19 protein-coding genes are annotated in these 21,848 nt (G+C 73.2%); 13 read left to right on the top strand and 6 right to left on the bottom strand.

The features are described from left to right. Positions 1 to 8: 8 nt before the first annotated feature. Positions 9 to 827: an SDR family NAD(P)-dependent oxidoreductase gene (locus JXZ78_RS14735; RefSeq protein ID WP_030017159.1), complete on the top strand. Its 819-nt coding sequence runs from the start codon at positions 9 to 11 to the stop codon at positions 825 to 827. Here the strand turns inward: JXZ78_RS14735 and JXZ78_RS14730 are convergent. The 4 genes from JXZ78_RS14730 to JXZ78_RS14715 all read right to left on the bottom strand — a co-directional run bounded on the left by JXZ78_RS14730 (position 824) and on the right by JXZ78_RS14715 (position 5,906). Further along, the gene (locus JXZ78_RS14730; protein ID WP_030017160.1) at positions 824 to 1,669 is read right to left on the bottom strand and encodes an EamA family transporter; all 846 of its coding nucleotides are present in this window, start codon (positions 1,667 to 1,669) and stop codon (positions 824 to 826) included. The genes JXZ78_RS14735 and JXZ78_RS14730 overlap by 4 nt on opposite strands. Positions 1,670 to 1,885: 216 nt before the next feature. Next, positions 1,886 to 3,544, bottom strand: coding sequence for a penicillin-binding transpeptidase domain-containing protein (locus tag JXZ78_RS14725; protein ID WP_030017161.1), 1,659 nt, complete (start codon positions 3,542 to 3,544; stop codon positions 1,886 to 1,888). Between the two features lie 134 nt (positions 3,545 to 3,678). Then, complete coding sequence (locus JXZ78_RS14720; RefSeq protein ID WP_030017162.1) at positions 3,679 to 4,026, bottom strand: hypothetical protein; 348 nt, start codon at positions 4,024 to 4,026, stop codon at positions 3,679 to 3,681. 152 nt (positions 4,027 to 4,178) lie between these two features. Next, positions 4,179 to 5,906: a dolichyl-phosphate-mannose--protein mannosyltransferase gene (locus tag JXZ78_RS14715; protein WP_030017164.1), complete on the bottom strand. Its 1,728-nt coding sequence runs from the start codon at positions 5,904 to 5,906 to the stop codon at positions 4,179 to 4,181. A gap of 153 nt (positions 5,907 to 6,059) precedes the next feature. Between JXZ78_RS14715 and rsmI the strand changes: the two genes are divergently transcribed. From rsmI to JXZ78_RS14675, 8 genes are all read left to right on the top strand, one after another. Continuing rightward, a complete protein-coding gene (gene rsmI, locus JXZ78_RS14710) occupies positions 6,060 to 6,929 on the top strand; it encodes a 16S rRNA (cytidine(1402)-2'-O)-methyltransferase (protein ID WP_030017165.1) in 870 nt (289 codons plus the stop codon). A 170-nt stretch (positions 6,930 to 7,099) separates the two neighbouring features. Further along, the gene (locus JXZ78_RS14705; RefSeq protein WP_030017166.1) at positions 7,100 to 7,612 is read left to right on the top strand and encodes a hypothetical protein; all 513 of its coding nucleotides are present in this window, start codon (positions 7,100 to 7,102) and stop codon (positions 7,610 to 7,612) included. Positions 7,613 to 7,669: 57 nt separating this feature from the next. Beyond that, positions 7,670 to 8,572, top strand: coding sequence for a TatD family hydrolase (locus tag JXZ78_RS14700; protein ID WP_030017167.1), 903 nt, complete (start codon positions 7,670 to 7,672; stop codon positions 8,570 to 8,572). A gap of 123 nt (positions 8,573 to 8,695) precedes the next feature. Beyond that, the gene (locus JXZ78_RS14695; RefSeq protein WP_030017168.1) at positions 8,696 to 10,396 is read left to right on the top strand and encodes a resuscitation-promoting factor; all 1,701 of its coding nucleotides are present in this window, start codon (positions 8,696 to 8,698) and stop codon (positions 10,394 to 10,396) included. Between the two features lie 120 nt (positions 10,397 to 10,516). Further along, positions 10,517 to 11,410 carry a 16S rRNA (adenine(1518)-N(6)/adenine(1519)-N(6))-dimethyltransferase RsmA gene (rsmA, locus tag JXZ78_RS14690; RefSeq protein ID WP_030017169.1) on the top strand — a complete coding sequence of 298 codons (894 nt, stop codon included), beginning with the start codon at positions 10,517 to 10,519 and terminating at the stop codon, positions 11,408 to 11,410. Continuing rightward, positions 11,407 to 12,306, top strand: a complete 900-nt coding sequence (locus JXZ78_RS14685; protein ID WP_030017170.1) for a 4-(cytidine 5'-diphospho)-2-C-methyl-D-erythritol kinase — start codon at positions 11,407 to 11,409, stop codon at positions 12,304 to 12,306. Before rsmA ends, JXZ78_RS14685 begins: the two co-directional genes overlap by 4 nt. A gap of 133 nt (positions 12,307 to 12,439) precedes the next feature. Then, on the top strand, positions 12,440 to 14,242 hold the full coding sequence (locus tag JXZ78_RS14680; protein ID WP_030017171.1) for an ABC-F family ATP-binding cassette domain-containing protein: 1,803 nt from the start codon (positions 12,440 to 12,442) through the stop codon (positions 14,240 to 14,242). Between the two features lie 237 nt (positions 14,243 to 14,479). Continuing rightward, positions 14,480 to 15,202 (top strand): response regulator transcription factor, encoded by a 723-nt coding sequence (locus JXZ78_RS14675; RefSeq protein WP_033036955.1) that lies wholly within the window; start codon positions 14,480 to 14,482, stop codon positions 15,200 to 15,202. 9 nt (positions 15,203 to 15,211) lie between these two features. Here JXZ78_RS14675 and JXZ78_RS14670 read toward each other — a convergent pair whose 3' ends face one another. Together JXZ78_RS14670 and JXZ78_RS14665 are read right to left on the bottom strand one after the other, a co-directional pair. After that, positions 15,212 to 15,508 (bottom strand): hypothetical protein, encoded by a 297-nt coding sequence (locus tag JXZ78_RS14670; protein WP_030017174.1) that lies wholly within the window; start codon positions 15,506 to 15,508, stop codon positions 15,212 to 15,214. 33 nt (positions 15,509 to 15,541) lie between these two features. Next, positions 15,542 to 17,239, bottom strand: coding sequence for a sodium:solute symporter family protein (locus JXZ78_RS14665; protein ID WP_030017175.1), 1,698 nt, complete (start codon positions 17,237 to 17,239; stop codon positions 15,542 to 15,544). Between the two features lie 235 nt (positions 17,240 to 17,474). On the opposite strand from JXZ78_RS14665, the gene galT reads away from it, so the two are divergent. From galT to JXZ78_RS14645, 4 genes are all read left to right on the top strand, one after another. After that, positions 17,475 to 18,521, top strand: coding sequence for a galactose-1-phosphate uridylyltransferase (gene galT / locus JXZ78_RS14660; protein ID WP_030017176.1), 1,047 nt, complete (start codon positions 17,475 to 17,477; stop codon positions 18,519 to 18,521). Further along, complete coding sequence (galE, locus tag JXZ78_RS14655; protein ID WP_030017177.1) at positions 18,518 to 19,489, top strand: UDP-glucose 4-epimerase GalE; 972 nt, start codon at positions 18,518 to 18,520, stop codon at positions 19,487 to 19,489. The genes galT and galE overlap by 4 nt, the downstream gene beginning before the upstream one ends. Then, the gene (gene galK / locus JXZ78_RS14650; RefSeq protein WP_030017178.1) at positions 19,486 to 20,721 is read left to right on the top strand and encodes a galactokinase; all 1,236 of its coding nucleotides are present in this window, start codon (positions 19,486 to 19,488) and stop codon (positions 20,719 to 20,721) included. The genes galE and galK overlap by 4 nt, the downstream gene beginning before the upstream one ends. A gap of 342 nt (positions 20,722 to 21,063) precedes the next feature. Then, positions 21,064 to 21,843, top strand: a complete 780-nt coding sequence (locus JXZ78_RS14645) for a response regulator transcription factor (RefSeq protein ID WP_030017179.1) — start codon at positions 21,064 to 21,066, stop codon at positions 21,841 to 21,843. The last annotated feature ends 5 nt before the right edge of the window (positions 21,844 to 21,848 follow it).

The following is a 21,848-nucleotide window of genomic DNA, read 5'->3' as shown; positions in this document are numbered from 1 at the left end:
GTGGGCGCATGCGGCGATTCGACGGCTACAGCGTACTGATCACCGGCGCCGGCCGGGGCATCGGCGAGGCCACCGCGCGGCGGCTCGCCGCCGAGGGCGCGCGGGTCCTGGTCACCGACCTGGACGCGGGCCGCGCCGAGAAGGCGGCCGCCCGCATCCGCGAGAGCGCACCCGTGCGTGACAGCGGTGGCACCGCCGAAGCGCTCGCCTGTGACGTCGCGGACCGCACCGCCGTGGAGGCGGCCGTCGCACACGCCGTACGGCGTTTCGGCGGGCTCGACGTGCTGGTCAACAACGCCTGCCGCTGCACCCCCGACGCCCCGCTCTTCGACGGCCAGCGGGACGAGGACTGGGCCGGCGACCTGGACATCACCCTCAACGGCGCGGTCCGCTGCGCCCGCGCCGCCCTGCCCCACCTGGCCGCCGCGGGCGGCCGCGGCGTGATCGTCAGCGTCGGCTCGGTCAACGGCGAGCAGGACTTCGGCAACCACGCCTACAGCGCCGCCAAGGCGGGCCTGGCCTCCCTCACCCGCACGCTCGCGGGCGAGGCGGCCGGGCGGGGCGTACGGGTCAACCTGGTCGCGCCGGGCACGGTCGACACCCCCAACTGGGGCGACCGCCCCGAAGCACTGGAGCGCGCCGCGGCCGAGTACCCCCTGGGCCGCGTCGGCCGCCCCGCCGACATCGCCGCCGCCGTGGCCTTCCTGGCCTCCTCCGACGCCGCCTGGATCACCGGCGTCACGCTCCCGGTGGACGGCGGCATCCTGATCGCCAACACGTCCCTGAGCCGGGCGCTGCACGGCGGCGGCCCGGAAGCGTCCCGCTAGCGCAGCATCAGCGCGATCCCCGCGACCATCAGCCCCGCCGCCGCGAGCCGCGGAGCGCCGAAACGTTCCTTGAAGAACAGCGTGCCGATGGCCGCGCCCACGATGATCGAGGACTCGCGGAGCGCGGCGATCGGTGCCAGGTCGGCCCGCGTCTGGGCCCACAGGACCAGGCCGTACGCGAACACGGACAGCACCCCGCCGGCCGCGCCGCGCACGGCCACCGGGCGCAGCTGGGCCAGGAGCAGCCGGCGCCGGGTGGCCAGCGCGTACACGGGGATCGCCACGCCTTCGAGGACCATCAGCCAGCCGATGTAGCCGAGGGCGGTGCCGGAGGCGCGGACGCCGATCCCGTCCACCGTCGTGTACGAGGCGATGGCCAGCCCGGTGGCGAGCGCGGCGACGATGGCCGGCCAGTGCGGCTTCGTACCGGAGCCCCGGATGCCCCACAGCGCCAGGCCGACCAGGCCCGCCGAGGCGAGCACCACACCGGCCAGGGCCCAGGCGTCGGGCACCTCACCGACGAAGACGGCGGCCAGGACCGTGACGGCCAGCGGCGCCGTACCCCGCGCGATGGGGTACATCTGCCCGAACTCGCCCATCCGGAAGGACTGCATCAGCAGCACCTGGTAGACGATGTGCAGCACGGTGGAGCCCGCGAGCGGGAGCCACGCGGCGGGCGCGGGCAGCGGCGCGAAGCAGGCCAGCACCGCGCCGCAGACCGCACCGCCGCCGCCGACCAGCGTGAAGGCGATCAGCTGGTCCTCGATGTGGTGCGCGATCGCGTTCCAGCTGGCGTGGGTGACGGCGGCGGTCAGGACCGCGGCGACGACCAGGGGGCTCATGCGGCGCGCTCGCGCACGTCGGCCGCCCGGCTCCGGGCGTACGGGGCGGCCGGGGAGCCGGGGGCGGCGCCGGAGGCCGGTGGGCGGAGGGCTTCGTGACCGTACGGGAAATGGCGCATGGCCCGCACGCTAGCTGTAGCTGTACGGGCCATGCGATGGTGCGCGGGAGGGGTGGGGGAGATCACCCCGGGGGATCACCCCCCCGGGCGGCGGGGTTCAGCCCGCCGACAGGATCGACCGGACGACCGGCCCGGCGTTCGAGCCGCCGTGCCCGCTGGCCGGGACGACGGCGGCGGCCGCGATGTCACCGCGGTAGGCGGTGAACCAGGCGTTCGGCTTCTCCTGCCCGTCGACCTCGGCCGAGCCGGTCTTCGCGCCGATGTCACCGCTGAGCCCGGACATCGCCTCGGCCGCCGTGCCGGAGGTGGCGGTCAGCTTCATCAGCGACTTCAGCGCGGACGCGGTGTCCGGCTTCATCGCGCGCGGCGCCTTGGCCAGGGCCCGGCCGTCCAGCGCGGGCGCGACGATGTACGGCTGGTGGAAGCCGCCGTTCTGCACGGTCGCGGCGACGGAGGCGACGGTCAGCGGGTTCATCCGTACCCCGCCCTGCCCGATCAGCGAGGCGGCCATCTGCGCGTCGCTCTGCACCGGCACCGCGCCGTCGAACGTCGGGATGCCGGTCTGCCAGTTCAGGCCGATGCCGAAGACGTCGCGGGCCTGCTTGGTCAGGTCGTCGTCCGCGAGCTTGGGCGCCATGGAGATGAAGGCGTTGTTGCAGGACGCGGCGAAACTCTGCGCGAAGGTGCCGTTCTTGATCTCGGTCTTGTTCAGGTTCTGGAACTTCCAGCCGCCGACCGTCACGAACTTCTCGCACGGGTGCGGCTTGTCCGGCGCCGTCAGGCCCTTGTCGATGAGCATCGAGGCCGTCACGACCTTCATCGTCGAGCCCGGGGCCAGCGAGCCCTGGGTGGCCGTGTTGAAGCCCTTCTCCGGGGAGTTGGCGATGGCCAGGATCTCGCCGGTGCTCGGCTTGAGGGCGACCGCCGACGCCTTCGGCTTGCCCTTGACGGCCTTCTCCGCCGCGGCCTGCACCGTGGCGTCCAGGGTGGTCTTCAGGGTGCCCGGCGTGCCCTTGGAGAGCACCTTCAGTGTCTCGTCCGGCTTCTGTGTCGCCTTGTCGCCGGCGGCCCGGTGGACGGACAGCTCCACGCCGGGCTTGCCGTCCGTCTTCTTGCCGTACTTGTCGCGCAGGCTGTCCAGCACCCCGGCCAGCGCCGGGTGCGCCTCCTTGGTCAGCTCGGCGCCGTTGCGGTCCACGGCCTTGATGGGCGGCGCCTCGGCCTCGCCGGTCCGCAGCACGTCGCCCTTGCCCAGCTTCGGGTGCAGGATGCTCGGCGCCCAGGCGACCCGCGGCTCGCCGGTCTCCTTGTCGCGCTTGACGGTCAGTGAGGTGCCGTACGAGACGGGCGCCTTCAGGTTCTTGTACGCGATCTGCGCGGCGACCGTGTAGGCGACCTTGTCGCCGGAGGCCTTGCCCGGGGTGAGCTTCAGGTCCGTGAAGTGGGTCTGCTTCGGGTACGCGGCCAGCCCGGCGGCGGCCGCCTTCGCGTCGTCCGTGAGGGCGGCGGCCCGGTCGGCGGCGCCCGCCTTCCAGGCGTCGAGGAACTTCCCCGCGGTGCCGGTGACTTCCGCGGCGGACAGCGGCCCGGACTTCACCTCGGGTGCTCCGTCGCCGGGCTTGCCGTCCCGGGCCGCGCGGACCTCCTGGGCCGGATCGCCGTCGCCGGACCCGCCGAGCAGCGTGTAGCCGCCGACACCGCCCAGGACCAGGGCCACCGCCCCACCGATCAGCCCGTACCTCACCTCACGGCGCATCTCGCCGATCCCCTCCCGAATCCTCGTTCTTCAGCACGCACACAAGAACGTGCAGCGCACTCTATGGGACACGGGGTGCGGGAGTGAGTTCCGGCCCTGTGACGCGGACGACGCCGGCGGGGCGCCGCCGTGCCTCAGCCGTGCGGCTGCTGCCGGGGCGGCCTGCGCTGCCAGCGCTGGGTGGCGACGACCTCCACCGGGCTGATGCGGAAGACCGTGGTCTTCTGCCCGTCCACCTCGGTCGTGGCCTGGAGGCCGGGGGCGTCACCGAGCAGCGGGTTGTTGTTCTCCTGCCAGGTCAGCCCCGGGTACTGCTGCCGTTCGCCCCAGATCTCGGCCTCCTCCCTGGCCTGCTCGATGTCGAGGAACGCGGCGAGGGCCAGTTCCTTGCAGGCGGGCGCGACGGTGCGCAGCGCGCCGTGGTCCTCGACCTGTTCCGGCTTGTTGTGCTCGATGACATACACGATCTTCGGGGTGCTCAATTGCGGTCCCTCCTCGGCCGCCCGGGGCCGCGGGGCGACGATCGGCATTGACCGGCATCGTCCGATGGAGGCCAAGTATGACCGCCGGCCCTGCGCGGACGGCGCTTTCGGCGTACGGAATCCGGCCGTGTCGGCACCTGGGTCCAGGTCTCCTAGACCCAGGTGTCGAACCACATCCGGTTGTGCCAGGCGCTCTTGGGGATCGGCTGCCCCGTGTAGAGCGGGTAGAAGTAGATGAAGTTCCAGATGATGAGCAGGACGAGTACCCCGGCGCCGACCGCGCCGACCGCGCGCCGCCGTTCGCCCGACCCCGGCGGGCCGAGGATCGCCCCGGTCATCATGGCCAGGGCCAGGCACACGAACGGCACGAACACCACCGCGTAGAACAGGAAGATCGTCCGGTCCTGGTACAGGAACCACGGCAGATAGCCCGCCGCGATGCCGCAGGCGACGGCGCCCGCCCGCCAGTCCCGTCGGAACAGCCAGCGGTAGAGCACGTACAGGATCGCGAAGCAGCCTGCCCACCACAGCAAGGGAGTACCCAGCGCGAGCACTTCCCGTGCACAGCCCTCGGCCGCCTTGCAGCCGTCGTGCCCCATCTTGGGGTCCTCGTAGAAGTACGAGACGGGACGGCCCTGGACCAGCCAGCTCCAGGGGTTGGACTGGTACGTGTGCGGCGTGGACAGGCCCTTGTGGAAGTCGTAGACCTCCGTCTCGTAATGCCACAGGCTGCGCAGCCAGTCCGGGAGCCACTGCCAGCCGCCCGCCCGGCCCTCCGGCGTGGCGGTGGCCCAGTCGCGGTAGTAGCCGCCCTTGGTGACGATCCAGCCGGTCCACGTCACCAGGTACGCGGCCAGGCCCACCACGACGGTCGAGACGAACGCGGGCACCATGTCCCGGCGCAGCACCGCGCGCACCGGGTGCCGGGCGCCGGCCGTGCGCCGCGCGGCCACGTCCCACAGCACTGCCAGCACGGCGAACGCCGCCAGGAAGTACAGGCCGTTCCACTTGCTCGCGGCGGACAGGCCCAGGCACAGCCCGGCCGCCAGCCGCCACGGCCGCCACCCCAGCCGCATCCGGTCGCCCACCTGCTCGTCCGGCCGGGCCAGCCCGTCCGTGCCGACCGGCAGCGCCGCCGCCAGCCGCGCCCGGGTGCGGTCCCGGTCCACCAGCAGGCAGCCGAACGCCGCCACCACCCAGAACATGACGATGAGGTCCAGCAGCGCCGTACGGCTCATCACGAAGTGCAGCCCGTCCACCGCCAGCAGCACGCCCGCCAGGCAGCCCAGCGCGGTGGAGCGCAGCAGCCGGCGGCCGATGCGGCAGATCATCAGCACCGACAGGGTGCCGAGCAGCGCGACCATGAACCGCCAGCCGAAGGGGTTCATCCCGAACACCCACTCGCCCAGCGCGATCATCCACTTGCCCAGCGGCGGATGGACGACGTAGGAGTGCTCGGGCGAGAGCAGGATCTCCGGCGGGTGCGCCACGAGCGCGTCGTTGGCGTTCTTCGCCCAGGTGCCCTCGTAGCCGTACTGGAGCAGCGACCAGGCGTCCTTGGGGTAGTACGTCTCGTCGAATATCACCTTCGCCGGGCTGCCCAGGTTCCAGAACCGCAGCAGGCCCGCGAAGAGCGCGACCAGCAGCGGACCGCCCCAGCCCGACCAGCGCGCCAGCCGGCCGGCGGCGGCCGGGCCCAGGCCCAGCACCGTCCACACCCGCGTCCCCGGCTCGGGGAACGCCGGCACCAGCCGCTCGCGGGCGTCGGCCTGCGGCTGCCCGGCGTAGCCGAACCGGCGCAGCCTGCGCTGCCACCGCCGGGGCTGCCCGGCGGCCTCCTCCTCGGCGCGGTCTGCGTCTGTCGCGGTGTCACTCGTCACCGGCCCATCGTAGGGAAGTGGTCTGTGCGGAACGTGAGGGCCGCGCGGCCGGGGCCCGAGGACCGGTACAGGCGGGGCGTACGGGGCCGGTGGGCCGCGTGCGGCCGCCGCCACCGGGACGCGCCGCACCGTACGGCTGGGAGGATGGGGGGCGTGACTGGAACGCTGGTACTTGCAGGGACGCCCATCGGCGACGTCGCGGACGCCCCGCCGCGGCTCGCCGCCGAACTGGCCGCGGCCGAGGTGATCGCCGCCGAGGACACCCGGCGGCTGCGCCGCCTGACCCAGGCGCTCGGCGTGCACACGACCGGCCGCGTCGTGTCGTACTTCGAGGGCAACGAGGCGGCCCGCACCCCCGAGCTGGCCGACGCCCTCGAAGCGGGCGCCCGCGTCCTGCTCGTCACCGACGCCGGCATGCCCTCGGTCTCCGACCCCGGCTACCGGCTGGTCGCCGCCGCCGTCGAGCGCGGCATCAAGGTCACCGCCGTGCCCGGCCCCAGCGCGGTGCTCACCGCGCTCGCCGTCTCCGGCCTGCCCGTGGACCGGTTCTGCTTCGAGGGCTTCCTGCCCCGCAAGCCCGGCGAACGCCGCTCCCGGCTGCGCGAGGTGGCCGACGAGCGCCGCACCCTCGTCTACTTCGAGGCACCGCACCGCCTCGACGACACCCTCGCAGCCATGAGCGAGATCCTCGGCGCCGAGCGCCGCGCCGCGGTCTGCCGCGAGCTGACCAAGACCTACGAGGAGGTCCGGCGCGGCCCCCTGGAGGAGCTGGCCGCGTGGGCGGCGGACGGCGTACGCGGCGAGATCACCATCGTCGTCGAGGGCGCCCCCGAGACCGGCCCGCAGGACCTCGGCCCCGAGGAGCTCGTGCGTCGCGTACACGTCAGGGAGGAGGCGGGGGAGCGCCGCAAGGAGGCCATCGCCGCCGTCGCCGCCGAGACCGGCCTTCCCAAGCGCGAGGTGTTCGATGCCGTCGTGGCGGCAAAGAATGCGGCGCGAACGGGACCGGCGGAAGGTAAATGACTAGCCTGGAAGGTAAAACGTGGGCCGCGCAGCGGGGCCGATCCTCTGTCCCCCGCCAAATCTGGGCCAACAGCTGACCGCCCTTGCTGCGCCACCGCCGGGGAAGGCGTCCACTGGGAGGTGGGACGTTCGTCCCCGGAGACCTTGTCCAGCGGGCAAGAGGAGCGGCTATGAGTGACATCGCGCGTACGCCGGGTATCACCACCGGCGCCCACCCCACCCCCCGGGCAGACCCCCCGGCACACGAGGCCTACGCCTTCGCGTGCATGAGGTGCGGCCACGGCTGGGAGCAGGCGTACGAGATAACGCACCACGTCGACGGGGACGGGCGCGCGCACTGTGTGTACTACGCGGACGGCGAGCGCGTCCCCTCCCCCCTCACCCGGCCCACCTGCCTGAACTGCGGCGCGCACGTCGTCCGCATCATGCGGGCCGGACAGGTCTCCATGGTCTCCAAGGCGATCGCGAGCCTGTACGAGCAGCCGTCGGCGGGCGCCGCCGAGGGCCACGCGGGCGCGGGCGCGGGGACGGTCCCGCAGCAGGGCGAGAGCAGCGGGAACAGCGAGGCCGGCGGGGACAGCGGGACCACCGCCGACGGCGGCGCCACCGCGGACGGCCACCGCGCACGCCACCACTGGCACCTCGCCGACCTGCTGCACCCCTTCCAGCACCACCGCAGGTGAGCCGGCGGCCGCGGTCCCGCCCGGTGGCCGTCACCGGCCCCTCGTAGGATCGCGGCCATGAGCAAGAGCACCAAGGACGCGCCGCCGCCGCTGCCCGAACCGCTTCGGGTGCCGGTGGCGGACTCGCACACCCACCTGGACATGCTCCCCCGGCTACCGCTGGGAGGGGACCCCACCGGCACCGTCACGGACGCCCTCGCCAAGGCCGCCTCCGTGGGCGTGACCACCGTCGTCCAGGTCGGCTGCGACGTGAACGGCTCGCGCTGGGCCGCCGAGACCGCCGCCGCGCACGAGGCCGTGCACGCGACGGTCGCGCTGCACCCCAACGAGGCGCCCCGCATCGTGCTCGGTGATCCGGACGGCTGGTCGCGCCAGGGTGCCCGCGAGCCCGGCGGGGACGCCGCCCTCGACGCCGCGCTCGCCGAGATCGACGCCCTCGCCGCCCTCCCGCACGTCCGCGGCGTCGGCGAGACCGGCCTGGACCACTTCCGCACCGGCCCCGACGGCATGGCCGCCCAGCAGCGCTCCTTCCGCGCCCACATCGAGATCGCCAAGCGGCACGGCAAGGCCCTGGTCATCCACGACCGGGAGGCCCACGACGACGTGTTGCGGATCCTGCGCGAAGAGGGCGCGCCGGAGAGCGTCGTCTTCCACTGCTACTCGGGCGACGCCGAGATGGCCAAGGTCTGCGCCGAGGCCGGATACTTCATGTCCTTCGCGGGCAACGTCACCTTCAAGAACGCCCAGCCGCTGCGCGACGCCCTCGCCGTCGCCCCGCCCGAACTGGTGCTCGTCGAGACCGACGCGCCCTTCCTCACCCCCGCCCCGTACCGCGGACGGCCTAACGCCCCGTATCTCATTCCGGTCACGCTGCGGGCCATGGCCGAGGTCAAGGGAATGACGGAGGACGCCCTGGCCACCGCCGTCGCCGCGAACACGGCGCGCGCCTTCGGCTACTGAGGGGCCCCCGGAACGGACGCGGCACCCTAGCGCGACGACACTGCGTAGCGGGTCCGCTTTGGAGAGTCACCCGCGCTCCGCTACATTCCGGGCCACACCCGGACCCGTGGCACGTGGAGCGTCGTGACTCATTCGCAGGGCAGCCACCACCTCGCGCACGGCGGACACGGACCCAGCACCGAGCCGCCGCGCGACGCAGCCGTCGAGAACCCCGACCCGTACGGGCGGTACGCGGCGTACGGCGATCACGCGGCGTACGGGGCGCAGGGGGGACACCGGGCGCAGGGCGAGTACGGGGCCTACAGCGCGTACGGCGAGTACGGGCCGTACGACGTGTACGAGACGTACAGCCCGTACGGAACGGCCGACCGGTACGAGCGCCACGACCCCGCACGGGACGGCCGCGCCGGCTCCGGCCCGGCCCCCGCGCTCCCGTACCCGTATCCGGCGCGCGACACCGACGACACCCGGCAGCCGCAGGACACACCGGGCGGCCCGGCAAGCCCGCCCGGCACCGGCGAGACCTGGGAGACGCCCGAGGCCGCCGCCTCCCCGGCGCCCGGACGCGTGCCCCACCAGGGGCCGCTGGTCCCGCTGCGCGACGACCTGGCAGGAGTCCCCGCCCCCCGCGCCGGCGGCCGGGCCGCCGCCCGCCGCGCCTCCCGCGGCACCGCCCACCGCCGCGGCATGACCGGCCGGCTCAACGCCACCGACCGCCGCGGCACCGACGGCACCGAAACCCGCCGCCGCCTCCTCCCGCAGGCCCTCGTCGTGGCCTTCCTGGCCGGCGGCACCTCCGCGTTCATCGCCCACGACAAGGCCGTCCGCATCGACGTCGACGGCGAGCCCCGCACCCTGCACACCTTCGCCGCCGACGTCGGCGACCTGCTCGCCGACGAGGACGTCCCGTTCGGCGCGCACGACCTCGTCCAGCCCGCCGCCGACGCCGCGCTGACCAGCGGCGACGAGATCACCGTCCGCTACGGACGGCCGGTCCGCCTCACCCTCGACGGCGAACACCGCCAGGTCTGGACGACCGCCGAGACCGTCGGCGGAGCGCTGCGCCAGCTCGGCGTCCGCGCCGAGGGCGCCTACCTGTCCACCCACCCCGCCCAGCGCATCGGCCGCAACGGCCTCGACCTCGACGTCCGCACCGAACGCAGCGTCACCTTCGTCGCCGACGGCCGCGAGCACACCGTCCGCACCAACGCCGCCACCGTCAGCGAAGCCCTCGACCAGGCAGGCATCGTGCTGCGCGGCGAGGACACCACCTCCGTGGCGCCCGAGTCCTTCCCGCGCGACGGACAGACCGTCTCCGTCCTGCGGATCACCGGCGCCGAGAAGGTCCGCGAGGAGATCATCCCGTTCGGGACGGTCAAGCGGGCCGACCCGGCGCTCTTCAAGGGCACCGAGACGGTGGTCCGCCAGGGACAGTCCGGCGTACGCCGCCTGACCTACGAGGTCCGCACGGTCAACGGCGTCCAGCAGAAGCCCAAGAAGGTCGGCTCGGAGGTCGTCCGCGAGCCCCGCGACCGGATCGTGCACGTCGGCACCAAGCCGATGCCGATGAGCGTGGACGGGGCCGACCACCTGAACTGGGGCGCGCTCGCCCAGTGCGAGGCCGGCGGCCGCCCCGACGCGGTCGACGCGTCCGGCACCTACGGGGGCCTCTACCAGTTCGACAGCGGCACCTGGCGCGGCCTCGGCGGCAACGGACGCCCCCAGGACGCACCGGCCAGGGAACAGACCTACCGCGCCAAGAAGCTCTACATCAGCCGGGGCGCGAGCCCATGGCCGGTGTGCGGGCGCAAGCTGCACGACTGAGCGGGGGACGGTCCGGGCGCGGGCCGGGCCGCCGCCCCGCCCCGCCCCGGACCGGCGGCGGAGCCGGGGCGCGGCGGGCGCCGTCACCGAGCCGCGCCCCGCGCGCCGTAAGCTGCACGGGTGAGCAACAGCAGCCCCACCGACGAGCCCGGCCCCCTCCTCGGCGCCGCCGACATCCGCGAACTGGCCACCGCGCTGGGCGTCCGCCCCACCAAGCAGCGCGGCCAGAACTTCGTCATCGACGCCAACACCGTCCGGCGCATCGTGCGCACCGCCGAGGTACGGCCGGACGACGTCGTCGTCGAGGTCGGCCCCGGGCTCGGCTCGCTGACGCTGGCCCTGCTGGAGGCCGCCGACCGGGTCACCGCCGTCGAGATCGACGAGGTCCTGGCCGCCGCGCTGCCCGCCACCGTCGAGACCCGGCTGCCCGAGCGCGCCGACCGTTTCGCGCTCGTGCACAGCGACGCCATGCTCGTCCAGGACCTGCCGGGACCCGCGCCCACCGCGCTGGTCGCCAACCTCCCGTACAACGTCGCCGTCCCCGTCCTGCTGCACATGCTCGCGACGTTCCCCACCATCGACCGCACCCTGGTCATGGTCCAGTCCGAGGTCGCCGACCGGCTCGCGGCCCGGCCCGGCAACAAGGTGTACGGCGTGCCGTCGGTCAAGGCCAACTGGTATGCCGAGGTCAAGCGGGCCGGCGCGATCGGCCGCAACGTGTTCTGGCCGGCGCCCAACGTCGACTCCGGCCTGGTCTCGCTCGTCCGCCGCGAGAAGCCGGTCGAGACCACCGCGAGCCGCGAAGAGGTCTTCGCCGTGGTCGACGCGGCGTTCGCCCAGCGCCGCAAGACGCTGCGCGCGGCCCTGGCCGGATGGGCCGGATCGGCCGCCGCCGCCGAGACCGCGCTGGTCGCCGCGGGCGTCTCGCCGCAGGCCCGCGGCGAGGCACTGACCGTCGAGGAGTTCGCCCGTATCGCCGAGCACCGGCCCGTGCGCGAGGGGAGCGCCGCGTGACCGCCTCCGTCACCGTCCGCGTACCCGCCAAGGTCAACGTGCAGCTCGCCGTCGGCGGCGCCCGCCCGGACGGCTTCCACGACCTGGCCAACGTCTTCCTGTCCGTCGGCCTCCACGACGAGGTCACGGCGACGCCTGCCGAGTCGCTGCGGGTCACCGCGACCGGCCCGGACACCGACCGTGTCCCCCTCGACCGCACCAACCTGGCCGCCCGCGCCGCGGAGCTCCTGGCCGCCCGGCACGGCATCGCGCCCGACGTGCACCTGCACATCGCCAAGGACATCCCCGTCGCGGGCGGCATGGCCGGCGGCAGCGCGGACGCGGCGGGCGCCCTGGTGGCGTGCGACGCGCTGTGGGGCACCGGCGCGACCCGCGAGGAGCTGCTCGCCCTCTGCGCCGAACTCGGCAGCGACGTGCCGTTCTCCCTGGTGGGCGGGGCGGCGCTGGGCCGCGGCCGCGGCGAGCTGCTGACGCCGCTGGAGGTGGGCGGCACGTTCCACTGGGTCTTCGCGGTGGCCGACGGCGGCCTGTCCACGCCCGCCGTCTACGCCGAGTTCGACCGCCTCACGGAGAACGCGGACGTCCCGGCCCCGGAGGCCTCCCCGGCCCTGCTCGACGCCCTGCGCACCGGCGACGCCACCGCCCTGGCCCCCGCCCTCGCCAACGACCTCCAGCCCGCGGCCCTCTCCCTGCGGCCGTCCCTGGCCGCCACCCTCACGGCGGGCACCACCGCCGGAGCCCTCGCGGCCCTGGTCTCCGGCTCGGGCCCCACCACGGCCTTCCTCGTCAAGGACGCCGACACCGCCGCCTCGGTGGCCGACGCCCTGCTGACCTCCGGCACCTGCCGGGCCGCCCGGGTGGCGGCGGGACCGGTGCGGGGCGCGACGGTCGTCTGAAGCGGCGCGGGGCGCGCACCGGCCCCGCGGAGCGCGCGGCCCCGGCCCGCACCCCCGCGCGGCAAGCACGCGGGGAAAAGCCTCCGGGGGCCGGACTAGGCTGTCGGGAGGACCCCGACCGATGGAGTGAAGTGTGGCCGTCAACCTCGTCAATCTGGAAGCCGTGGGCAAGGTGTACGGAACCCGTGCACTGCTCGACGGCATTTCCCTGGGTGTCAATGAGGGGGACCGGATCGGCGTCGTGGGGCGTAACGGCGACGGCAAGACGACCTTGATCCGGATCCTCGCGAAGCTGGAGGACGCCGACGACGGCCGGGTGACGCACAACAGCGGACTGCGCCTCGGCGTGCTGACCCAGCACGACTCGCTGGACCCGGCCGCGACCGTGCGCCACGAGGTCATCGGCGACCTCGCGGACCACGAGTGGCGGGGCAACGCCAAGATCCGGGACGTGCTGACCGGGCTGTTCGGCGGGCTGGACCTGCCGGGGCTGGGACAGGGCCTGGACACCGTGATCGGCCCGCTGTCGGGCGGTGAGCGCCGCCGGATCGCGCTGGCCAAGCTGCTGATCGCCGAGCAGGACCTGATCGTGCTGGACGAGCCGACGAACCACCTGGACGTCGAGGGCATCTCCTGGCTCGCCCGCCACCTGCGCGAACGCCGCTCGGCGCTGGTCTGCGTCACGCACGACCGCTGGTTCCTGGACCAGGTGTGCACCCGCATGTGGGACGTGCAGCGCGGCGACGTCCACGAGTACGAGGGCGGCTACAGCGACTACGTCTTCGCGCGCGCGGAGCGCGAGCGCATCGCGGCCAGCGAAGAGGCCAAGCGGCAGAACCTGATGCGCAAGGAGCTGGCCTGGCTGCGCCGGGGCGCTCCGGCGCGCACCAGCAAGCCGCGGTTCCGTATCGAGGCGGCCAACGAGCTGATCGCGGACGTGCCGCCGCCGCGGGACACCGCCGAGCTGATGAAGTTCGCCAACTCGCGGCTGGGCAAGACCGTCTTCGAGCTGGCCGACGTGACCGTGCAGGCCGGGCCGAAGGTGCTGCTCAAGCATCTGACGTGGCAGCTGGGCCCGGGCGACCGGATCGGCCTGGTCGGCGTGAACGGCGCGGGCAAGACCTCGCTGCTGCGGGCGCTGGCCGAGGCGGCGCGTACGGAGGGCGAGGCGCAGCCGGCGGCCGGGAAGATCGTGGTCGGCAGGACGGTGAAGCTGGCCTACCTGTCGCAGGAGGTCGCCGAGCTGGACCCGGCGCTGCGGGTGCTGGAGGCCGTGCAGCGGGTACGGGAGCGGGTGGACCTCGGCAAGGGCCGGGAGATGACCGCGGGCCAGCTGTGCGAGAAGTTCGGCTTCACCAAGGAGAAGCAGTGGACGCCGGTCGGCGACCTGTCGGGCGGTGAGCGGCGGCGGCTGCAGATCCTGCGGCTGCTGATGGACGAGCCGAACGTGCTGTTCCTGGACGAGCCGACCAACGACCTGGACATCGAGACGCTGACGCAGCTGGAGGACCTGCTCGACGGCTGGGCGGGGTCGCTGGTGGTCATCAGCCACGACCGGTACTTCGTCGAGCGGACCACCGACCGGGTGTTCGCGCTGCTGGGCGATGCGACGCTGCGGATGCTGCCGCGCGGTCTGGACGAGTACCTGGAGCGGCGCCGGCAGGTGATCGACGCGGCGGCGCCCGCGCCGGCCCCGGCGCAGGACGCGCCGAAGCAGAAGCCGGCGGCCGTGACGCGGGCGGCGCAGAAGGAGCTGCAGAAGATCGAGCGGCAGCTCGACCGCATCGGCGAGAAGGAGACGAAGCTGCACGCGCAGATCGCCGAGCACGCCACGGACTTCGAGAAGGTGGCCGGGCTGGACGCGCAGCTGCGGGAGCTGGTGGGCGAGCGGGAAGAGCTGGAGATGCGGTGGCTGGAGCTGGCGGAGGACGCGTAGCGGACACGCCGCCACCACCGGAGCCGGTCACGATCGATCGGCTCCGGTGCATCTCCTGTCACATTCGGCCAAGAAGTTGGGGGTAACTCCCCCCGATTGGCCGGGATTTCAGCATGGCGACAGGCTTCTTCCCCTGAGGGGGCGCGCAATGTCGAACAAGCGTGTAGCTTCCGGGGGCAAGGGGCCTGGCGAGGGCCGGGGGGCTGGGCTCGCCGGGGAATTTGGGGGGTTGCTGCAATGGGCGTGCGGCTGATGGTGGTCGACGATCACCGACTGCTCGCCGAGGCACTCGCCTCGGCCTTGAAACTGCGCGGGCACCGCGTGCTCGCGGCGGCCGCCCCGAGCGCCGGGGCGGCGGACCTGGTGGTGAGCCGCGCGCCCGAAGTGTGCCTGCTGGGCACGGCGTCCCCGGCCGAGCCGGGCGCCTTCGACCCGGTCGTACGGATCAAGAAGGAGCGGCCGCAGGTCGCGGTCGTGGTGCTCGGTCCGGTGCCCAACCCGCGCGGCATCGCGGCCGCCTTCGCCGCGGGCGCCTCCGGCTACGTACGCCACGACGAGCGGATCGAGGGCGTGGAACGCGCCATGATGAAGGCGCGGGCCGGCGAGGCGGCGATCGCGCCGCAGTTGCTCCAGCAAGCCTTCGAGGAGCTGCTGCATCCGGCCGCCCAGCCCGACGACGAGGGCGCCCGGCTGCTCCAGATGCTCACGCCGCGCGAGGTCGAGGTGCTGGTGCGGGTCGCCGAGGGCGAGGACACCCGGCTGATCGCGGCCGGGATGGGCATCGCGCCGAGCACCGCCCGTACGCATGTGCAGCGGGTGCTGATGAAGCTGGGCGTGGGCTCGCGGCTGGAGGCGGCGGCGCTGGCGGCCCGTACGGGACTGCTGGACCGGGCGGCGACGCGGGGCGCGGGCGCGCGGGAGCGGGAGGCGGCGGGGGCCGAGACCGTCCCGCCGCCGTGACGCGCGCCGTCAGCCGGTGTCCTCCTGGAGGGCCGCGAGTTCCTCGGCGGTCGGCGGGACGATCGGGCGCAGCTTGATCCAGGCCAGGAAGAACAGGCCGAGCAGCAGCATGCCCAGACCGGTCCAGAGGTTGATGTTGATGTCCTCGGCCTTCTTCAGGTCCGCGTCGGAGACGGCGAACCCGGCGATCATGACGATGACGCCGTAGAGCGTGAACAGGCCGCCGATGACGAGCCGGATGTCGAAGAGCCGGGCGGCCGTGGCCGACCTGCGCTCCAGTTCGACCTCGTGCTGGTAGTCACTCATGGTGCGTGCGTTCCTTCGGCTGGGTGGCGGGCGTCAGAAGGAGTACGGGAGGTAGCAGAGCGCGGCGAGGACGATCGCGCCCCAGCCGAGCAGGGCCGGCCTGCGGTACCAGGCGTCGTCGCCCTTGGCGGGCGGCTCGTCCAGGCCGGGGACGGGGGTCCCCCCGGCCGAAGGCCGGGGGAGGGTGCCGTAGACCAGACCGGCCAGCTCCGCCTCGGGCTTGGGCTGCGTGAACAGGGTGACACCGACCATCACCACGGCGCCGACGACGAAGGCGACGATCGCGGAGACGAAGTTGGCGCCCTGGTCGGTGGGGATGGTGATGATGCCCTGCTTGTAGATCCAGAAGTAGTTGATCATCGCGGCGGTGGTGCCCGCGACCAGGCCCCACACACCGGACTTCATGGAGGCCCGCTTCCAGAACATGCCGATGATGAACACCACGAACATCGGCACGTTGAAGAACGAGAACAGCGTCTGGAGGTAGCCCATGATGTTGTTGAAGCTGGCGGCCAGGAAGGCCGTACCGATGCTGCACAGCACGCCGACGGCGGTCACCAGACGGCCGAACCGCAGGTAGTAGCGGTCCTCGCGGCCGGGCCGTACGTACTTCGCCCAGATGTCGGAGGTGAAGACGGTGTTGAACGACGAGACGTTGGCAGCCATGCCCGCCATGAACGCGGCCAGCAGACCGGTGACCGCGATGCCCAGGACGCCGTTGGGCAGCAGGTCCCGCATCAGCAGCGGAATCGCGTCGTTGTACGTCAGGTCGGAGCCCTCCTGGCCGATCTTCGGCATGACGACCGCGGCGACCAGGCCGGGGATCATCACCAGGAAGGCGATGAACATCTTCGGGTAGGCGGCGATCAGCGGGGTGCGCTGCGCGGCCGAGAGGTTCTTGGCGGACAGGGCGCGCTGCACCTCGGCGAAGTTGGTGGTCCAGTAGCCGAAGGAGAGCACGAAGCCCAGGCCGAGGATGATCGTCAGCCAGTTGGCGCCGAGCGCGTTGGGCTCGCCGATGCCGGTGCCGTCCCAGGCCGTCAGGAAGCTGTGCCCGTGACTCTTCTCCAGCGACGAGGTCAGCCCGTCCCAGCCGCCGACCCGCTTGAGCCCGATGACGCAGATCGGGATGAGCGCGGCCAGGATGACGAAGAACTGGAGGACCTCGTTGTAGATCGCCGAGGACAGGCCGCCGATGGTGATGTACACGAGCACGAACAGCCCGGCGACGACGATGGCGACCCACTGCGGCCAGCCCAGCAGCGCCTCCACGACGATCGACAGGGCGTAGAGGTTGACGCCCGCGATGAGGATGGCGGCGAAGGCGAACAGCACCGAGCTGAGCAGGTGCGCCGACTTGTCGAAGCGCTGGAGCAGGAACTCCGGTACGGAGCGCACCCGCGAGCCGTAGTAGAACGGCATCATCACCAGGCCGAGGAACACCATGGCGGGGATGGCGCCGATCCAGTACCAGTGCACGACGGCGACGCCGTACTGCGCGCCGGTGGCGGCCATGCCGAGGATCTCGGTGGCGCCGAGGTTGGCGGCGACGAAGGCCAGACCGGTGACCCAGGCGGGCAGCGACCGCCCGGACAGGAAGAAGTCCAGGCTGGTCTTCACGCTGCGCCGGGCGGCGAAGCCGATGCCGAGGACGACGGCGAAATAGACGGCCAGAATCGCGTAGTCGAGTCCGTTGGTGGGCAGCCGTAGCCCTGCGGCCAAGGTGATCATGGGGCACTCACTTCTCTGTGCGTGATGAACGCACAGGAACCTACGCGCGCTCCTTCAGAAACTGAAGACTTTTGTTCGTTCTCGTGGCCCCATCGTGATCGGGGTGGGTGCTTTGTGCCGTAATCTCCGGGTGCCGATCCGGCCGGGGCCGGGCGTTGACTGGGTTGTTTAGTTGTGCTTCATTGTGTGTGTTTGTGTTTGATGGGTGTGTGACGGGTGCCCGAGGAGTGCTCCAGTGAAGAAGACGATGACCCGGCTCGCCGACGGCCGGGAGCTCATCTACTACGACCTGCGCGACGACGTGGTGCGCGACGACACCGACCGCCGCCCGCTCGACCCGGTCTCCACCGCCTCCGAGATCCGCCACGACCGCCTCCTCGGCGACGCGGTGGCGATCGCCTCGCACCGCCAGGGCCGTACGTACCACCCGCCGGCCGACGCCTGCCCGCTGTGCCCCTCCCGTGACGGCCACGGCACCGAGATCCCCGCCGCCGACTACGACGTCGCCGTCTTCGAGAACCGTTTCCCCTCCCTGGCCGGCGACACCGGCCGCTGCGAGGTCGTCTGCTTCACCCCCGACCACGACGCCTCCTTCGCCGCCCTCACCGAGGAACAGGCCGCGCTCGTCCTGGAGGCCTGGACCGACCGCACCGCCGAACTCTCCCAACTCCCCGGCGTCCGGCAGGTCTTCTGCTTCGAGAACCGCGGCGCGGAGATCGGCGTCACCCTCGGCCACCCGCACGGCCAGATCTACGCCTACCCCTTCACCACCCCGCGCACCGAACGGATGCTCACCCAGCTCGCCGCCCACCGCGAACGCACCGGCGGCCGCAACCTCTTCGACGACGTCCTGGCCGACGAACGCGCCGACGGCCGCCGCGTCGTCCTGGACGCGGAACACTGGACCGCCTTTGTCCCGTACGCCGCGCACTGGCCGTACGAGGTCCACCTCTACCCCAAGCGCCGCGTCCCCGACCTGCTCGCCCTCGGCGAGGACGCGCGCACAGAGTTCCCACAGGTCTATCTGGAAGTCTTGCGGCGCTTCGACCGGATCTTCGGCCCCGGTGAGCCGCCGACCCCGTACATCTCCGCCTGGCACCAGGCGCCGCTGTACGCCGCAGACCGCGGCGAGTTCGCGCTCCATCTGGAGCTTTTCACCGTCCGCCGTACTTCCGGCAAGCTCAAGTTCCTCGCGGGTTCCGAATCCGGCATGAACGTGTTCATCAACGACGTGCCGCCGGAGGCCGCGGCCGAGCGACTGCGAGAGGTAGCGAGCGAGTGAGCAACAAGTACCTGGTCACCGGCGGCGCGGGATACGTGGGCAGCGTCGTGGCGGCCCACCTGGTCGAGGCCGGGCACACCGTCACGGTCCTCGACGACCTGTCCACCGGGCACCGCGAGGGCGTCCCGGCCGGCACCCGCTTCGTCGAGGGCCGCGTCCAGGACGCCGCCCGCCACCTGGACGCCTCCTACGACGCGGTCCTGCACTTCGCCGCCTTCTCCCAGGTCGGCGAGTCGGTCACGGACCCCGAGAAGTACTGGCGCAACAACGTCGGCGGCACCATGGACCTGCTCGCCGCGATGCGCGCCGCAGGCGTGCGCACCCTGGTCTTCTCCTCCACCGCCGCCACCTACGGCGAGCCGGAGACCACCCCGATCACCGAGTCCGCGCCCACCGCGCCCACCAGCCCGTACGGCGCCTCCAAGCTCGCCGTCGACCACATGATCGCGGGCGAGTGCGCGGCGCACGGCCTGGCCGCCGTCTCGCTGCGCTACTTCAACGTCGCGGGCGCCTACGGTGACTGCGGCGAGCGCCACGACCCCGAGTCGCACCTGATCCCGCTCGTCCTCCAGGTCGCCCAGGGCAAGCGCGAGGCCATCTCCGTCTACGGCGACGACTACCCGACGCCCGACGGCACCTGCGTACGCGACTACATCCACGTCGCGGACCTGGCGGAGGCCCACCTCCTCGCCCTGACGGCAGCGGCCCCCGGCGAACACCTGATCTGCAATCTCGGCAACGGCAACGGCTTCTCCGTACGCGAGGTCGTCGAGACCGTCCGCAAGGTCACCGGCCACCCCGTCCCCGAGGTCGTGGCGGGCCGCCGCGGCGGCGACCCCGCCGTCCTGGTCGCCTCCGCGCGGACCGCGGCGGACCGGCTCGGCTGGCGCCCCAGCCGCACCGGCCTGGCCGACATCGTCGCGGACGCCTGGGCGTTCGCACAGCGCGGGGAGGCCGGTACGCCGTGACGCACACCAGCGACCCGGCCGCGGACCAGGGGCAGCGTGCCCGGCACACCGCCGAGCGCTTCCGTGAGGTGTACGGCGCCGCCCCCGCCGGAGTGTGGGCGGCGCCCGGCCGCGTCAACCTGATCGGCGAACACACCGACTACAACGACGGCTTCGTGATGCCGCTGGCGCTGCCGCACACCACCCTCGCCGCCGCCGCACCCCGCACCGACGGCGTCCTGCGGGTGCACTCCGGCGACGGCGACGGCGACAGCGGTAGCGGCGACGGCCAGACCGTCGAACTGCGGCTGGACGCCCTGCGTCCGGCCCCCGACGGCGGCTGGGCGGCCTACCCCGCGGGCGTCGTCTGGGCGATGCGCGAGGCCGGACTGCCCGTCGGCGGCGCCGACCTCCACTACGACAGCACCGTCCCGGTCGGCGCCGGACTGTCCTCGTCGGCCGCCCTGGAGGTCGTCACCGCCCTGGCCCTCGACGACCTGTACGGGCTCGGGCTCACCCGGCAGCGCCTGGCACAGCTCGCGCAGCGCGCCGAGAACGCCTTCGTGGGTGTGCCCTGCGGCATCATGGACCAGACCGCCGCCGCCTGCTGCGTGGACGGCCACGCGCTGTTCCTCGACACCCGCGACCTCTCCCAGCGGCACGTACCGTTCGATTTGGCGGGGGAGGGGCTGCGGCTCCTGGTCGTGGACACCCGGGTCAAGCACGAGCTGGGGGACGGCGCGTACGCCCAGCGCCGCGCCCTGTGCGAGCGCGGTGCGCGGGCGCTCGGCGTACGCGCGCTGCGCGATGTGCCGTACGCGCACCTGCCCGACGTCCTGGAAGAAGTCGCCACCGAGCAGCACGGGCCGGGCGACGGCGTGCCCGGTGTACAGGCCGTCGTACGGCACGTCGTCACCGAGAACCGGCGCGTCGAGGACGTCATCGCCCGCCTGGACGCCGGCGAGACCCGGGCCATCGGCCCGCTGCTGACCGCCGGGCACGCCTCGCTGCGCGACGACTTCCGGGTCTCCTGCGCCGAACTGGACCTCGCCGTCGACACGGCGGTCGCGGCGGGCGCGCTGGGCGCCCGGATGACCGGCGGCGGATTCGGCGGCTCGGCCGTCGTCCTGGTCGAGGAGACGGACGCGGACACCGTCGCCGCGCGGGTCACCGAGGCGTTCACGGCCGCCGGGCACACGGCACCACGGATCTTTCCGGCCGTTCCGGGCGCGGGAGCCCGGCGGCTGCTCTGAAGCACGGCGCCCGGTGCTCACCCGGCCCCGGGCGCCTCCAGCCGGCCGCCCCGGCCGATCGGATTCGGACGAACCTTGTCGACTTGTGCCCCTCGATGGCCGCTGGGCCCCACTGTGAACACTTGGGCCGGGCAGTTTTGCCAATAGCCTTCCGTTGCCGCACCCCGTCCGTACTCTGAGTCCCAGCACCGGTGGGGGCCGGTGCTGATCAGGGGGCGAGACAGTCGGGTACGACGCCCGGGGTGGGGTAGCCAGGCGGCACGGCGGCGGCCGTGCGGCTGCGTCGGCCTTTGTCCCGGGCGCCGTGCCCACTTGGTCCGTTCCCCGAGACAGGGGGTCTCAGTGCAACGCATCCGGGTTCTGGTGGTCGACGACCACCGCATCTTCGCCGAGTCCCTGGCGGCCGCGCTCGCGGCCGAACAGGACGTGGACGTGGCCGCGGCCGGCAGCGGACCGGCGGCTCTGCGCAGCCTGGAGCGGGCGGCCACGGACGGCCGGCGCTTCGACGTGATGCTCATCGACGCCGACCTCGGCACCGTCGCGGCGCCGCTGGCGTCCGTACCGGACCGGCCCACGCCGGGCCGCGACAGCGCCGGTGACGGCGGCCCGCTGGACGGCATCTCGCTGGTCGCCGGCGTCCGTACGGCCTACCCGTACGTCCGTACCGTCGTGCTCGCCGAGAAGGACGACCCGCGCCGGGCCGCCTTCGCCCTCCAGGCGGGGGCCGGCGGCTGGGTCGCCAAGGACTGCTCGCTCTCCCGCCTGCTCGCCGTCATCCGCGGCGTGCTGCGCGACGAGACGCATCTGCCGCCCGCGCTGCTGACCGGCGTCCTGCGGGAGCTGACGGCCGCGCGCAAGCACCGTACGGAGAGCGAGCGGCTGGTGGAGTCGCTGACGCCGCGCGAGCGCGAGGTGCTGCGCTGCATGGTGGCGGGCCTGGGCCGCAAGGCGGTCGCCGAGCGGCTGTTCCTGTCCCCGCACACGGTCCGTACGCACATGCAGAACGTGCTCGGCAAACTGGGCGTCCACTCGACGCTCGCCGCCGTGGCGCTGGCGCGGCGGGCCGGCGTGGGCCCGGTGGAACTCGAACCGGCCACCGCCGCGGCGTCCGCGCTGACCTGAGAGCC

Origin of the sequence: Streptomyces monomycini (genome assembly GCF_022271435.1) — a bacterium.
Classification (GTDB): Bacteria; Actinomycetota; Actinomycetes; order Streptomycetales; family Streptomycetaceae; genus Streptomyces; species Streptomyces monomycini.
Note: the sequence above shows the minus strand (reverse complement) of the source record. Positions and strands in the feature narration are given on the sequence as shown.